The sequence below is a fragment of the Flavobacterium seoulense genome, from assembly GCF_000695795.1.
Lineage (GTDB): Bacteria > Bacteroidota > Bacteroidia > Flavobacteriales > Flavobacteriaceae > Flavobacterium > Flavobacterium seoulense.
On the sequence record NZ_JNCA01000028.1, the window covers coordinates 50,909 to 65,428 of the forward strand.

General features: G+C 34.3%; 17 protein-coding genes. 16 read left to right on the forward strand and 1 reads right to left on the reverse strand.

Annotation, left to right across the window (positions count from 1 at the left end):
• Positions 1 to 4 precede the first annotated feature (4 nt).
• The 9 genes from FEM21_RS13715 to FEM21_RS13755 all read left to right on the forward strand — a co-directional run bounded on the left by FEM21_RS13715 (position 5) and on the right by FEM21_RS13755 (position 7,787).
• Complete coding sequence (locus FEM21_RS13715; protein ID WP_051627610.1) at positions 5 to 598, forward strand: hypothetical protein; 594 nt, start codon at positions 5 to 7, stop codon at positions 596 to 598.
• 400 nt (positions 599 to 998) lie between these two features.
• Positions 999 to 2,258 carry a glutamyl-tRNA reductase gene (gene hemA, locus FEM21_RS13720; protein WP_035661436.1) on the forward strand — a complete coding sequence of 420 codons (1,260 nt, stop codon included), beginning with the start codon at positions 999 to 1,001 and terminating at the stop codon, positions 2,256 to 2,258.
• Positions 2,259 to 2,331: 73 nt separating this feature from the next.
• Positions 2,332 to 3,258 carry a hydroxymethylbilane synthase gene (hemC, locus tag FEM21_RS13725; RefSeq protein ID WP_035661439.1) on the forward strand — a complete coding sequence of 309 codons (927 nt, stop codon included), beginning with the start codon at positions 2,332 to 2,334 and terminating at the stop codon, positions 3,256 to 3,258.
• A 21-nt stretch (positions 3,259 to 3,279) separates the two neighbouring features.
• Positions 3,280 to 3,933: a uroporphyrinogen-III synthase gene (locus FEM21_RS13730; RefSeq protein ID WP_035661442.1), complete on the forward strand. Its 654-nt coding sequence runs from the start codon at positions 3,280 to 3,282 to the stop codon at positions 3,931 to 3,933.
• Positions 3,934 to 3,979: 46 nt separating this feature from the next.
• The gene (gene hemE / locus FEM21_RS13735) at positions 3,980 to 5,005 is read left to right on the forward strand and encodes a uroporphyrinogen decarboxylase (RefSeq protein ID WP_035661445.1); all 1,026 of its coding nucleotides are present in this window, start codon (positions 3,980 to 3,982) and stop codon (positions 5,003 to 5,005) included.
• A gap of 18 nt (positions 5,006 to 5,023) precedes the next feature.
• Positions 5,024 to 5,398, forward strand: coding sequence for a hypothetical protein (locus tag FEM21_RS13740; protein ID WP_035661448.1), 375 nt, complete (start codon positions 5,024 to 5,026; stop codon positions 5,396 to 5,398).
• Positions 5,398 to 6,306: an oxygen-dependent coproporphyrinogen oxidase gene (gene hemF, locus FEM21_RS13745; RefSeq protein ID WP_035661450.1), complete on the forward strand. Its 909-nt coding sequence runs from the start codon at positions 5,398 to 5,400 to the stop codon at positions 6,304 to 6,306. The genes FEM21_RS13740 and hemF overlap by 1 nt, the downstream gene beginning before the upstream one ends.
• A gap of 91 nt (positions 6,307 to 6,397) precedes the next feature.
• Positions 6,398 to 7,396 carry a porphobilinogen synthase gene (gene hemB, locus FEM21_RS13750; RefSeq protein WP_035661452.1) on the forward strand — a complete coding sequence of 333 codons (999 nt, stop codon included), beginning with the start codon at positions 6,398 to 6,400 and terminating at the stop codon, positions 7,394 to 7,396.
• Position 7,397: 1 nt separating this feature from the next.
• Positions 7,398 to 7,787 (forward strand): c-type cytochrome, encoded by a 390-nt coding sequence (locus tag FEM21_RS13755; RefSeq protein WP_035661455.1) that lies wholly within the window; start codon positions 7,398 to 7,400, stop codon positions 7,785 to 7,787.
• Positions 7,788 to 7,896: 109 nt separating this feature from the next.
• Here the strand turns inward: FEM21_RS13755 and FEM21_RS13760 are convergent, their stop codons facing one another.
• Positions 7,897 to 8,604 carry a class I SAM-dependent methyltransferase gene (locus FEM21_RS13760; RefSeq protein WP_035661457.1) on the reverse strand — a complete coding sequence of 236 codons (708 nt, stop codon included), beginning with the start codon at positions 8,602 to 8,604 and terminating at the stop codon, positions 7,897 to 7,899.
• A gap of 90 nt (positions 8,605 to 8,694) precedes the next feature.
• Between FEM21_RS13760 and FEM21_RS13765 the strand changes: the two genes are divergently transcribed.
• From FEM21_RS13765 to FEM21_RS16565, 7 genes are all read left to right on the forward strand, one after another.
• Positions 8,695 to 9,588, forward strand: coding sequence for a LysR family transcriptional regulator (locus FEM21_RS13765; protein WP_035661459.1), 894 nt, complete (start codon positions 8,695 to 8,697; stop codon positions 9,586 to 9,588).
• Entirely contained in the window at positions 9,578 to 10,063 is a 486-nt protein-coding gene (locus FEM21_RS13770; RefSeq protein ID WP_035661461.1) for a methylated-DNA--[protein]-cysteine S-methyltransferase, read from the forward strand. The genes FEM21_RS13765 and FEM21_RS13770 overlap by 11 nt, the downstream gene beginning before the upstream one ends.
• 58 nt (positions 10,064 to 10,121) lie before the next feature.
• Positions 10,122 to 11,282, forward strand: coding sequence for a serine hydrolase domain-containing protein (locus tag FEM21_RS13775; protein ID WP_035661464.1), 1,161 nt, complete (start codon positions 10,122 to 10,124; stop codon positions 11,280 to 11,282).
• A gap of 3 nt (positions 11,283 to 11,285) precedes the next feature.
• Positions 11,286 to 11,999 (forward strand): 3'-5' exonuclease, encoded by a 714-nt coding sequence (locus FEM21_RS13780; protein ID WP_035661468.1) that lies wholly within the window; start codon positions 11,286 to 11,288, stop codon positions 11,997 to 11,999.
• Between the two features lie 130 nt (positions 12,000 to 12,129).
• Positions 12,130 to 13,569, forward strand: coding sequence for a nucleoside recognition domain-containing protein (locus FEM21_RS13785; RefSeq protein ID WP_035661470.1), 1,440 nt, complete (start codon positions 12,130 to 12,132; stop codon positions 13,567 to 13,569).
• A gap of 301 nt (positions 13,570 to 13,870) precedes the next feature.
• Entirely contained in the window at positions 13,871 to 14,332 is a 462-nt protein-coding gene (gene tnpA / locus FEM21_RS13790) for an IS200/IS605 family transposase (RefSeq protein ID WP_035661472.1), read from the forward strand.
• A 12-nt stretch (positions 14,333 to 14,344) separates the two neighbouring features.
• A complete protein-coding gene (locus FEM21_RS16565; protein WP_160171318.1) occupies positions 14,345 to 14,518 on the forward strand; it encodes a hypothetical protein in 174 nt (57 codons plus the stop codon).
• The last annotated feature ends 2 nt before the right edge of the window (positions 14,519 to 14,520 follow it).

The following is a 14,520-nucleotide window of genomic DNA, read 5'->3' on the forward strand; positions in this document are numbered from 1 at the left end:
TATTATGAGAAATTATTCTAAAATCACTCTGAGTGTATTGTTAATGGCATCGGCCGCATTTACTTCTTGCAGCAATGATGATGATGATCCAAAACCAGAACCAGTAAAAGAATCTATCTACGTTCGTTTAGGTGGAACAAAAATGGTTGCTGACCCAGATAATTCAGGACAAATGATTGAAGCAGGAAGACTATCTTTCCGTAAAGTAGTAAACTCTACCGTAGGTCTTATTGTTGCTGATGTTAAAGCAAATGCTTCTGGAAACCTTGGAGCACATTTTGCGCCGGTTTTAGCAGAAGTTGGAGCTGGAAATACCACTAAACTAGCAGTATTAGTAGACAATTTAACTGACTTCTTTTCATTCAACACTGGAGGAACTAATGCAGTAAATACCTATTCTGGTCTTAATATGGTAGCAGCTCATGATCCTGCAAAAAATCCTCGTATGGGAACAAAATCAAGTAATGCTGATTACACAAAATTTGTTGGTTATGTAGGTGCTGCAGCAGTTGCTAATAAAGTTGAAGCAAATACAGAATTATACGCAGATATCGTTGCTGTACTAGAATCATTAAGAACTCCTATTGTTCAGAAATAATTCTAAACAATGAAATAAAAACGCTATCTAAAGGAATTGATAGCGTTTTTATTTCAACAATCATAACGTCTTTTTACTGAAATAAACAGATTATCTAAACTTTAAAATGTGTGTTATACTAATTCAAAATTATGCTATAGCAACATTTTAATATATTATTTTCAGAACTCTAAGCGATATTTTTTCGTCCATAAAAAACAAATCAAACGACATTGTTATTTAGAATAAATCTACATAAACAATTAAAAAACGCTTGATTTTGCTCTATTTTTAAATATATTCAGTTTTGTAATTAGTTTTTGAATCAAATAATCCCGCAGCGATACAAAAAGAACTTACAGCGTTGTTTTTATAAAATAGTTAATAATAATTTTGTTGAACTTTTTAAGGAAAGTATAATATGGAAAATTTTAATATGTCCAGAAACACCACTTTTTACGCTTTAGGTTTAAGTTACAAAAAAGCAGATGCAACAATTAGAGGTAAATTTAGCTTAGATGCAAAGGCACAATCTATTTTATTAGTACAAGCTGAAGCTGAAGGAATCGAGTCATTAATCGTTACTTCAACCTGTAATAGAACTGAAATCTATGGTTTTGCTAATCATCCTTACGAATTAATCAAATTACTTTGTGAAAACAGTAAAGGTTCTGTTCAGGAATTTCAGGAAGTAGCTTATATTTATAAAAATCAGGAAGCCGTTAATCACATGTTTCGAGTAGGAACAGGATTAGACAGCCAGATTTTAGGTGATTTTGAAATCATTAGCCAGATAAAAAATGCTTTCAACCAAAGTAAATCCTATGGTTTAGTAAATACTTTTATGGAGCGTTTGGTAAACTCGGTAATTCAGGCAAGTAAAAAAATCAAAACAGATACTGAAATTTCCTCTGGTGCAACCTCAGTTTCATTTGCATCGGTTCAATATATTATTAAAAACGTAGAGGATATTGCCAATAAAAATATTCTGCTTTTTGGAACAGGAAAAATTGGCAGAAACACTTGCGAAAATTTAGTAAAACACACTAAACACGAACAAATCACTTTAATCAACAGAACCAAAGACAAGGCTGAGAAATTAGCCGAAAAACTAAATTTGGTTGTTAAGGATTATGCTGATTTACAATTAGAATTACAAAAAGCCGATGTAGTTGTAGTGGCTACAGGAGCTCAAAACCCTACGATTGACAAGGCAATTTTGAATCTAAAAAAACCATTGTTGATTTTAGATTTATCAATCCCTAAAAATGTGAATGAAAACGTAACCGAAATAGAAGGCGTTACATTAATTCATATGGATCATCTATCGCAAATGACAGATGAAACTCTGGAAAACAGAAAAAGACACATTCCTGCTGCCGAAGCCATTATTGAAGAAATCAAAGAAGAATTTAGTCTTTGGACAAAAGGTCGAAAATTTGCTCCAACAATTAATGCTTTGAAAGCCAAACTAAACGATATTAAAAATTCAGAATTGGATTTTCAAAGTAAAAAAATAGCTAATTTTAACGAAGAACAAGCTGAAATAATCAGTAACAGAATCATTCAAAAAATTACGACTCATTTTGCCAATCATCTTAAAGATGAAAATACCATGGTAGATGAAAGTATCGAATGGATTGAAAAAGTCTTTAAAATTGAAGCATTGGTAAGTAAATAAACCTTAACGAAACTTCATTTCTTAATGGTTTAACATAAAAATCAAATGGTTAAGACCGTTTGTAAAAACAAAAATGGCAGAAAAAACAATACGTATAGGTACAAGAGATAGCGAACTCGCATTATGGCAGGCACATACTGTTCAAAAAAAATTAAACGACTTAGGTTATAAAACCGAAATTGTAGCCGTAAAATCCCAAGGCGACATCATTCTTGACAAACCCCTCTACGAATTAGGAATCACTGGAATCTTTACTAAAACATTAGATATCGCCATGATCAATGGTGATGTAGATATCGCTGTACATTCTATGAAAGATGTGCCTACTGCCCTGCCTATCGGGATTGTTCAGGCGGCCGTTTTAGAAAGAGCCAATACCTTGGATATTTTAGTTCATAAAGGCAATCTTGATTTTTTGGAAGCCAATGGAACTATCGCTACAGGAAGTTTGCGTCGTCAGGCACAATGGCTGAACAAATACCCAAATCATAATGTAGTCGATTTGCGCGGAAACGTAAATACCAGAATGCAAAAATTGCAGGAAAGCGACTGGAACGGAGCTGTTTTTGCCGCAGCAGGACTGGAAAGAATCAACTTAAAACCATCTGATTATATTGACTTAGACTGGATGATTCCCGCACCAGCTCAGGGTGCTATGTTAGTAGTTGCTATGGCAAATGACGAATATACTTTAGACGCTGTTTCGCAATTAAATGATATCGAAACCGAAGTTTGTACTTACATTGAACGCCAGTTTTTAAGAACTTTAGAAGGCGGTTGTACCGCTCCTATTGGCGCTTTGGCAAAATACAATGAAGATGAAGACACTATTCATTTTGATGGCGTTTTATTTTCATTAGACGGAAAACAGAAAATCGAAATCAACAAAGTAGTCGATATTTCAGAATGGAAAAAATTAGGATTTCATTCTGCTAAAGAAATTCTGGATAATGGCGGAGCTGAATTGATGGCGAATATTAAAGCAACTTTGAAAAAATAATTCTGTTTCCAATTCCAAAACATGAAAATACTTTCTACCAAAATACTTTCTGAATATCATAAAAAACCGCTGATTGATGTTGGTTTTAAAGTAATCGAAAATGATTTTATCAGCACTAAAATCAAATCTTTCGAATTGAAAAATTTAAACGAAAGCCTGATTTTCACCAGTCAAAATGCTGTTGAAAGTATTTTACAACATCCTGAATTAGCAAAATTAAAACAGAAAAAAGTATATTGTGTAGGTATAAAAACCAAAAATCTATTGGAAGAAAATGGATTTGAAGTAATCGCTTATACTGATTATGCTTCTGATTTGGCAGAAATTATCACTTTGGTTTATAAATCAGAAAGCTATACTTTTTTTAGCGGAAGTAAACGTAGAGATACTTTGCCTGAGGCTTTAAAAGACGCTGATGTAAATTTTAACGAAGTTGAAGTTTATGAAACTACATTAACTCCTCATAAAAATAAAGAATCTGTTGATGCTGTGTTGTTTTTTAGTCCTTCAGCAATAGAAAGTTATTTGAAAGACAATAAATTAAAAAACGAAATTTGCTTTTGCATTGGCGAAACCACCGCATCAGCATTAGAAAATAAAACCAGAAATATCATTATTGCCAATCAGCCTACAATTGAAGATGTGATTGAAGCAGTAATAGAAGAATATAAATAATTAAAAATGCTACTAGCTGGAAGCTAATAGCCTATAGCACAAAAAAATGATAAAGAACGACCTATTTTTAAAAGCACTAAAAGGAGAAACAGTACAACGTCCACCAGTTTGGATGATGCGTCAGGCAGGAAGATATTTACCTGAATTTAGAGCTTTGCGCGACAAATACGACTTTTTCACTCGTTGTGAAACTCCTGAATTAGCTGCCGAAATTACCGTTCAGCCTATTCGCAGAATTGCTCCCGATGCTGCTATTTTGTTTTCAGATATTTTGGTTGTTCCTCGTGCAATGGGAATTCACGTAGAATTAAAAGACAATTTAGGTCCGATTATTCCAAATCCTATTCGTACAATGGAACAGGTAAATCAGGTTTACGTTCCGGATGTAAATGAAACTTTGGGTTATGTTTTTGATGCTATTAAATTGACCAAAGAAATGCTGAATGACGAAGTTCCTTTGATTGGTTTCGCAGGTTCGCCTTGGACAATTTTCTGCTATGCTGTGGAAGGAAAAGGTTCGAAAAGCTTTGATACCGCTAAAGGATTTTGTTTTTCTAACCCGGTAGCGGCTCATACTTTATTGCAAAAAATCACCGATACAACGATTTTATACTTAAAAGAAAAAGTGAAATCAGGAGTAAATGCGGTTCAAATATTTGATTCCTGGGGAGGAATGCTTTCTCCTGTGGATTATCAGGAATTCTCATGGAAATACATCAACCAGATTGTAGAAGCGTTGGCTGAAGTAACTCCGGTAATTGTTTTTGGAAAAGGATGTTGGTTTGCTTTAAACGATATGGGAAAAAGTAAGGCTTCTGCACTTGGAGTAGACTGGACTTGTTCTGCCAGAAATGCAAGATATTTATCAGGTGGAAATGTTACTTTACAAGGTAATTTTGACCCATCTCGTTTGCTTTCGCCAATTCCAACGATCAAAAAAATGGTTCACGAAATGATTGACGAATTCGGAAAAGACAAATACATCGTAAACCTGGGTCACGGAATTTTACCAAACATTCCAGTTGATCACGCCAAAGCGTTTATTGATGCAGTGAAAGAGTACGGAAATTAATTTGAGAAAAACTGAAAAATGCTAAATAAAGGCTTAAGAGACGAAGAAAGTATACGAATAGACAATGTTCTAAAAACGTTGCATTCTTTGGTTTTTGTGCCTGAAAATGCATTTGATACGCATCAAATTGAAGAAGCTTTAAAAGGTTTCGGACTGAATATAGAAAGTTTGAATGCAATAGCACCAAATGACTTAATCGTACTTTTAGAAAGATTGCATCTGGACTGGAATCAAAAAGAGCAATTTGCTGATTTTTTAGTTGCTTTTTCGAAACAAAATACGTTCGATTTTAGAGAAAAAGCCATTGCCGTTTACAATTACATTCAATCAGAAAGCAAGACTTTTTCGTTTGGAATTTTTAATAAAATAGCTTCCGCAAAAGCCAATTTATAATGAAAGAACAATTTTACACCTACATACAAAAACTTCAGGACCAAATCGTAGCAGCACTAGAAGCAATTGATAGTCAGGCCAAATTTAAAGAAGACATTTGGAAACGCCCGGAAGGCGGCGGCGGAAGAACACGCGTAATAGAAAACGGAAAAATTTTTGAAAAAGGCGGTGTGAATATTTCTGCAGTGCACGGAAAATTGCCTGATTCAATGCAGAAATTATTCAATGTAGGGGAAGCCGATTTTTTTGCCTGCGGACTAAGTTTAGTCATTCATCCAAAAAGCCCAATGGTACCAACCGTTCACGCCAACTGGCGCTATTTTGAAATGTATGATGATAATAGAAATGTAATTCAGCAGTGGTTTGGCGGAGGACAGGATTTAACACCTTACTATTTGTTTGAAGAAGATGCAACTCATTTTCATCAAACCTGTAAAAATTCTTGCGACAAACACAATCCGGAGTTTTATCCAAAATACAAAAAGCAATGTGATGCCTATTTTTGGAATGCACATCGCAATGAAGCCCGCGGAATAGGCGGATTATTCTTTGATTATTGCAAAGCAACTCCTGAAATGTCAATGGAAAATTGGTACAGTTTTGTTACCGAAGTCGGTAATAGTTTCATTCAGGCTTATCTTCCAATAGTTGAAAAAAGAAAAGAACTACCTTATACTCCTGAACAAAAAAACTGGCAGGAAATTCGTCGTGGTCGTTATGTCGAATTCAATTTGGTTCATGACAAAGGCACTTTATTTGGTTTAAAAACCAATGGTCGAATTGAATCTATTTTGATGTCTTTGCCACCACATGTTCAGTGGGTTTATGACCATCATCCGGAAGCAGGAAGCGAAGAAGAAAAGTTAATAAAAGTGTTAGAGAATCCAAAAAATTGGATTGCAGATTGATGATTAACGATTTTTGATTTCAGATTTTCTGTCATCAATTATTCGTTTTAGATCATAAATCAATAATCACTAATCTAAAATCATAAATCAAATGTTCCCATTACAAAGAGGTAGAAGATTAAGAACCAACGAATCCATTCGTTCTTTAGTGCGTGAAACCAGTTTAAGTCCATCGGATTTTATGTTTCCAATGTTTATTGCCGAAGGCGAAAACGTAAAAGTTGAGATTCCATCAATGCCGGGAATCTTTCGTCGTTCGATAGATTTAACCGTTGAAGAAGTTAAGGAATTATTTGAACTCGGAATTCGTGCGGTAAACATCTACGTTAAAGTAAGCGAAAATTTAAAAGACAATACCGGAAAAGAAGCCTGGAATCCTAACGGATTGATGCAAAATACCATTCGTGCCATTAAAGCTGCTTGTCCTGAAATGATAGTAATGCCCGATGTGGCTTTAGACCCATATTCCATTTACGGTCACGACGGAATTATTACTAATGGCGATGTTGAAAATGATTCGACTAATGATGCCTTAGTAAAAATGGCAGTTTCTCATGCCGAAGCCGGTGCCGATTTTGTAGCACCTTCAGACATGATGGACGGCAGAGTTTTAAGATTGCGTCAAGGACTTGATGCAGCAGGTTTTCATAATGTGGGCATTATGAGTTATTCGGCTAAATATGCCTCGGCGTTTTACGGGCCTTTTAGAGATGCTCTTGACAGCGCTCCAAGAGAATCTGACGTTGTAGTACCAAAAGACAAAAAAACGTACCAAATGGACTATGCAAATCGCATTGAAGCTATCAAAGAAGCGCTATGGGATGTTGAAGAAGGTGCCGATATGGTAATGGTGAAACCCGGAATCGCTTATTTAGATATTGTTCGCGAAGTTAAAAATGCAGTAAATGTTCCGGTAACGGTGTATCATGTTTCGGGCGAATACGCAATGATTAAGGCTGCCGCCGAAAGAGGCTGGCTTGATAATGACCAAATCATGATGGAACAATTAATGTGTATTAAAAGAGCCGGAGCAAGTTTAATTTCGACTTATTTTGCTAAAGAAGCTGCAATACTTTTAAATAAAAAATAAAATGAAAAAACTAGTCTTATTAGCTACAGTACTTTTGGCTTTTTCTTGTAAAAAAGAAAGTCAGGAATCTTTTGGGAACCAAACTCCTGTAGCTACCGAAGAAAAAGAATTAACTCCTGAAGAACTGGGAAAAGTAATCTTTGAAGGCAAAGGAAACTGTATTTCCTGCCATCAGATAGACAGCAAAACCATTGGCCCTAGCCTTGTGGAAATTGCTAAAATCTACAAAGAAAAAAATGGTAATATGGTTACTTTCTTAAAAGGAGAAAGCGATCCTATTGTTGATCCTGAGCAATTTGTTTTAATGCAGGCCAATTTAGCATTGACAAAAAACTTTACTGACAAAGAATTACAAGGTTTAGAAGCTTACATTAATTCAAATTTGAAGTAACCATAAATTAAAAAAGTAGAAAATCCATTCATAAATATTGAATGGATTTTCTGCTTTTAACAATCATCATTAAAGACTTTGCGAAAACTTTCTGTCCCTTGCGATTAAATTATTTTATCCCTCCAAATGCTCCAAAACAAGCATTTTTATGTAAAATTTCGGTGCTTGAAAAACCTACTTTTTTCATTAAATCCAATTGATAAGTCATTGATCGCGGCGTATCTTCTTTTTCGATATAATCAAATACTTTTTGCTGGTATGCTGAACCTCCGTTTTGAGTTAAATATTTAGCATACATTTTCCAAACCAATGCATTCACTTCTTCATGATCCTGAGTAATCAAATCAGAAATCAATAAACAACCGCCAGGCGTTAAACTATCATACAATTTCTGGAAGACCAATTCCCATTCGTAATCCTCACGCAAATGATGCAAAGCTGCTCCAGTCAAGATAATATCAAAATGGTTTTTAGGCAAATCAATATCACGCATATCGCCTTGAATACAATCTACTTTTCCTGAAGTAACCTCAGATACTCTTTGATAAGCTTTGCCCAACATTGGCAAACTCAAATCAATCAAAGTACAATTTAAATCAGGTATCTTAGAAAGCATTTTCAATGTATAATTTCCTGCTCCACAGCCCAAATCTAAAATAGTTTTAGCATCTGGTTTCAAGGCTCTTGCCGTACAGGTAATTAATTCTAATGAAATTGTAGCATCCATAGTGGCTACTTGTCCGGTTTCTAAATTCGAAAAACGTTCGACTTCGTTATCAAAGCGTTCTTTGATTTCATTTACAGTAGATTTATTCATGGTTTCTAATTTTTATATTACAAACCTAAAATTTTTATATATGACTTAAAAATACTTATTTTGTTATAAATTAATACCTAATAAGTATTTATGGAATTACGCCATTTAAAATATTTCCTCAAATTAGCCGAAGAACTGAGCTTTGTTCGCGCGGCTGATAAACTGTTTATTTCCCAGCCACCTTTAAGCCGGCAGATTAAGGAATTAGAAACCGAATTAGGCGCTGTACTTTTCGAAAGAAATAACAAACGCGTAATGCTCACCGAAGCCGGAAAATATTACCAAAAGGAAATTCAGGAATTAGTTCAAAACTTAGAACGCATCAACCGAACCACTAAAAAAATAAGTCAGAATCAAAGCGGCGAATTTCGAATCGCTTATGTGAGTTCCACATTTTCGGGTGATATTTCAAAACTCATTCAGTTTTTGTCGAATGAATATCCATTTGTCAATTTTCGATTATATGAAGTTCCAACGGTCAAACAAATCGCTGCTTTAGAAGAAGGAAAAATCGATTTTGGAATTATTCGCGCGCCATTACATTCGCCAAAAATTGATGCGCAATTGTGGTTCAAAGACAGTTTTTCGTTAGTTTTTAATCGAAATAATTACAGCATTGAATCCGAAGAGGAATTAGAAAAATTGAATGAGGCCACCTTTGTGTTTTTTAATAAAGAATATGCGCCTTACTTTTACGATGCTTTATTGCAAATTTGTGCTAAATATGGTTTTAATCCAAAGGTGGTTCATGAATCTAATAATATTTCGTCCATTATTCAGTTAGTCAAAAATGGATTGGGCATTTCGATTGTTCCAACAGCCATTAAAAAAAGTCATAATTATCCGGAACTGGAATTTGTAGAATTGAAAAAAAGTGTTCTTTTTACCGATATTTTATTGGCTACTCCAAAAGGAAATCCATCAGAAATTTCGAAATTAGCTATTGAATTTTTAACCAAACCAACTTTCGAAAATGAAAACTAACGAATTACCATTTGTCAACATTCAAACTCCTTTAGGCATCGCCAAAATTATTGGCGATGAAAACGGTATTTCGGTAATTTCAATTAGTGACGAAGGTAAAATTAATACTGAAATTCCAGCAGTTTTACAGGAGGCTGTTTCTCAACTTCAGGAATATTTCGAAGGAAAAAGAATCAATTTTGACTTTAAAATGAATCCTGCAGGAACTGAATTTCAGCAAAAAGTATGGACGGCTTTACTCGAAATTCCATTTGGAAAAACCTGCAGTTATATGGACTTGTCTAAAAAATTGGGCGATGTCAAAGCGATTCGTGCTGTGGCTTCGGCGAATGGAAAAAACCCACTTTGGATTGTGGTTCCTTGTCACAGAGTTATCGGAACTGATGGTTCCCTAACGGGCTATGCCGGTGGATTATGGCGTAAAAAATGGTTATTAGAACATGAAAACCCAAGTTCGCAACAAAGTTTATTTTAAAAGCAAAAGCGAATAAATAATTATGTAAATTCGTACTTAACCTTAAATTATCCCAAATATGAAATGGTTAAAAAGACTCTTAATTGGATTAATCGCTTTCACATTGATCTTATCAATTGTATTGTATGTTTTTAAAATTGACTATTTATTAAAAGCAGTTCGGGTAACCTATTTCAACGGACATACAACAGCATTTCTGGAAGATTACAAATACTTTGACAATAGAAAAATCAAAAAAAGTACAGTAGCACAGCCTTGGAATTTAGCTAAAAACTACAACCAGATAAAACCTACTGAAAAATTAAAAAAACTACATAAGCAGATTGGAACCGTAGCTTTCTTGATTATCAAAAATGACAGTATTTGGCATGAAAACTATTTTGACAATTATACTAAAGATTCTATATCCAATTCATTTTCGATGGCTAAAAGCATTGTTACCTCAGCATTAGGAAAAGCCATTATGGATGGAAAAATTAAAAATTTAGACCAGAAAGTTTCTGATTTTTTTCCTGAGTTTAAAAACGGTCTTTCGGCAGAAATGACCGTTGGTGATTTAGCCTCAATGGCTTCCGGATTAGATTGGGACGAATCTTATTACAGTCCGTTTTCGATTACAACCAAAGCTTATTTTGATGAGGATTTAAATACGCTCATTTTAGGATTAAAAGGAATTGAAGCACCCGGAAAAAAATACAAATACCTCAGCGGAAATACCCAACTTCTGGCTATGTGTATCCAAAAAGCAACCGGGAAAAGTCTGGCTGATTATGTTTCAGAGTCTTTTTGGAAACCAATGGGAGCCGAAAGTGATGCCCTTTGGCAAACTGACAAAGAAAACGGAATGGTAAAAGCCTATTGCTGTATTGCGAGTAATGCAAGGGATTTTGCTCGTTTTGGAAAACTTTATCTCAACCATGGTAAATGGAATGGAACTCAAATTTTAGACTCTGCTTTTGTAGCCAAATCAGTAACGCCTCGGTTTAAAAGTTCTCCTCAATATGGTTATGGCTGGTGGTTGAGCAATTACAAAAACAAAAAAGTGTTTTACATGAGAGGACATTTAGGACAATATACAATTGTAATTCCTCAGGATCAATTAATCATTGTAAGATTAGGACATAGGGATAAACCAAAAATTGATGGTTCTCCCTATCGAAAAGATTTCTACATCTATCTGGATGAAACTTATAAAATGCTGGAACAAAACAAACAATAAGTTATGATTGAAAAAATAAACCTCAACAATATTCTTTTTCTGGATATTGAAACTGTTCCTGAAACTGAAAATTACCATCAGCTTGATGACGAAATGCAGATTTTATACGAACAAAAAACTCAATACCAACGTAAGGATGATATAACGGCAGAAGAGTTTTATGATCGTGCGGGTATTTGGGCTGAATTTGGTAAGATTGTCTGTATTTCGGTAGGTTTTTTTGTCATTAAAGGCGATGTACGAAACTTTAGAGTGACTTCATTTTTTGGAGAAGAAACTAAAATTTTAAAAGACTTTAATAATCTTTTAAGCAATCATTTCAGTGGTCCGCAACATCTTTTATGCGGACATAATGCTAAAGAATTTGATATTCCGTTTCTGGCTCGCCGTATGATTATTAACGGAATTGCTATTCCAGATAAGCTGAATTTATTTGGCAAAAAACCATGGGAAATTCCGCATTTAGATACTTTGGAGTTATGGAAATTTGGCGATTACAAACATTTTACGTCATTGAAATTGATGTGTAAAGTCCTCGGAATTCCGTCACCAAAAGGCGATATCGACGGCAGCCAGGTTGGTCATGTTTTTTATGTAGAAAAAGACATCGACAGAATTGTAACTTACTGTGAAAAAGACACCATCGCCGTAGCACAGATTTTCCTTCGCTTACGAAGAGAAGATTTATTGATTGATGATGAGATTATTCATGTTTAAATTGCAATAACAATTTCAAAATTCAATAGCAATAAATTTAAAGCCAATTATTTCTTAGAATTTAAATTGATTTTTTGCTATTGCTATTGCCATTGTTATTGATTTGTTACTTTTACAAAAATTATAAATTATGGTATTAAGCAGATTTTGGTTGGTTATTTTCATTTCGTCAATTGCATTTGTGATTTTCAGTTTGTTTTCTGGCAGTAATTATACAATTGACCATGTTTTGAATGGAAAAAAAGACGATCCTATTTTAGTTTCTGAAAAGTATCTTGATGAAATTCCTGCTTTTATAAAAGACAGTATTCAAAAAGCACCTGAACAAACCATGATTGTTAATCGTGATACGCTGAATGCTGATACTACCTATGTTTATAAAAATAAAACCGTTAAAATTTTTAGCGGAGTTCAAAAATCGGATGGATTATTACCAACTTGTAAAAGTACCTTACTGGATTTGATTTTGCCTTTGATGGCTTATTTGGCTTTTTTCTGTGGTTTAATGGAATTGTTAATTATTTCCGGAGTTTCCGAAAAATTAGCTAAAGTTTTGAGTCCGGTTTTTGTAAAAGTGTTTCCGAGTATTCCTAAAAACCATCCTTCAATTTCTTATATGACGTTGAATTTTGCCGCTAATTTCCTTGGATTGGATTCGGCTGCAACTCCTTTCGGATTAAAAGCCATGGAAAGTTTACAGGAAATCAATCCTGAAAAAGATAAAGCCAGCGATGCTCAAATTATGTTTATGTGTTTGCATGCTTCGGGACTGACTTTAATTGCGACTTCCATCATTGGTTATCGAGCTGCTGCAAATGCTGCAAATCCCGCCGATGTGATGCTGCCTTGTATTATTACATCTTTTATTGGAACCATAGCTGCTTTTTTAATTGTGGGAGCAAAACAAAAAATCAACTTTAAAAGTGCTTCTTTACTTATTGGTTTAATGGTATTAATTGCTGCTATTGTTGGATTATTGATGTATGTAAACCATTTGGATTTAATAGGTAAAAACTATTTCACCACTAATCTTTCTGCCTTAATATTAATCGGAATTATCGCTGCTACTTTGATTTTTTCTTTTGCCAAAGAACAAAAATTTACCGAAGCCAATACCACAGTTTACGAGGCTTTTGTGGCTGGAGCCAATAACGGAGTAAAAACCGGAGTTACTATTTTTCCTTATGTTTTAGGGATGTTGGTCGCGATTTCTTTATTCAGAAACAGTGGATTATTTGAAATTATCAGCAACGGATTAGGATTTGTTTTCTCCAGTATGGGAGTAACAAAAGAAATTGTTGATGCGTTGCCAGTAGCATTATTAAGACCTTTTAGTTCAGCAGGATCACGAGGGTTTTTAATTGATTCAATGAATACTTTTGGTGCCGATTCAATGACCGGAAGATTAAGTTCCATTTTTCAATGTAGTGCCGAAAGTACTTTCTACGTTATTGCCGTTTACTTTGGTTCGGTTAATATCAAAAACACGCGTTATGCTTTAGGAACGATGCTTTTAGTAGATGTAATTTGTGTAATTACGGCTATCTTCGTGGCAAGCTGGTTTTTTTAAATAAAATGTACCGAGCCGATGGCTCTCATTTGGAGGGATATTATACGTTTAACTGGACTGAAGTCCAGCCTTACAACATTTGTTGTTCCTAAGGAACTTTAACAGCTAACACATTTCATAATGAAGGATTTTTATCCGTTGATTACAAATCGTATCAATCCAATGGCTTTGCATATATAATAGTTCCTTAGGAATGACAAATATTGTAACAACGGATTTTAATCCGTTGACAATGGAAATAACAAAAACCGAAGTTCCGTAGGAACGGAACATTTTTATTATTATCATACAAAACCAAATCATGGCAAATACCTATCATCAAGTATATATTCAGGTTGTTTTTGCAGTAAAATATCGCGAAGCGATTATTACTAATGAATGGAAGTCCACATTATTTGGTGTTATTGGCAATTTGATAAATGAAACCGGTTGTAAAACAATCATTGTAAACGGAGTCGAAGATCATGTTCATTGTTTTTTAGGTCTTAAACCTACCGTTTCTATATCGGAATTGATGAAAACTGTAAAAGCAAAATCATCAAAATTTATTAATGATAATCATTTAACCAAATCAAGATTTGAATGGCAGGAAGGTTACGGTGCCTTTTCGTATGGTCATTCTCAAATTAATGTTGTTTATAAATACATTGCTAATCAGGAAGAACATCATAGAAAGCAAACTTTCAAAGAAGAATATTTAGAGTTTTTGGATAAATTTCAAGTGTCATTTGATGAAAGATATATCTTCAAAGATTTGATATAAATTCGATTATATATGTCCCGAGCCTGCGGCTCTCATTTGAGTGGGTATTGTAGGTTGTCTAACTGGACTGAAGTCCAGCCTTACAGCATTTCTCGTTCCTACGGAACTTTAACATCTAACACATTTTGTAGAATCATCGGCTCGGAGCATTTTGTAGCAACGGATTCTAATCCGTTGGCTTATTAATA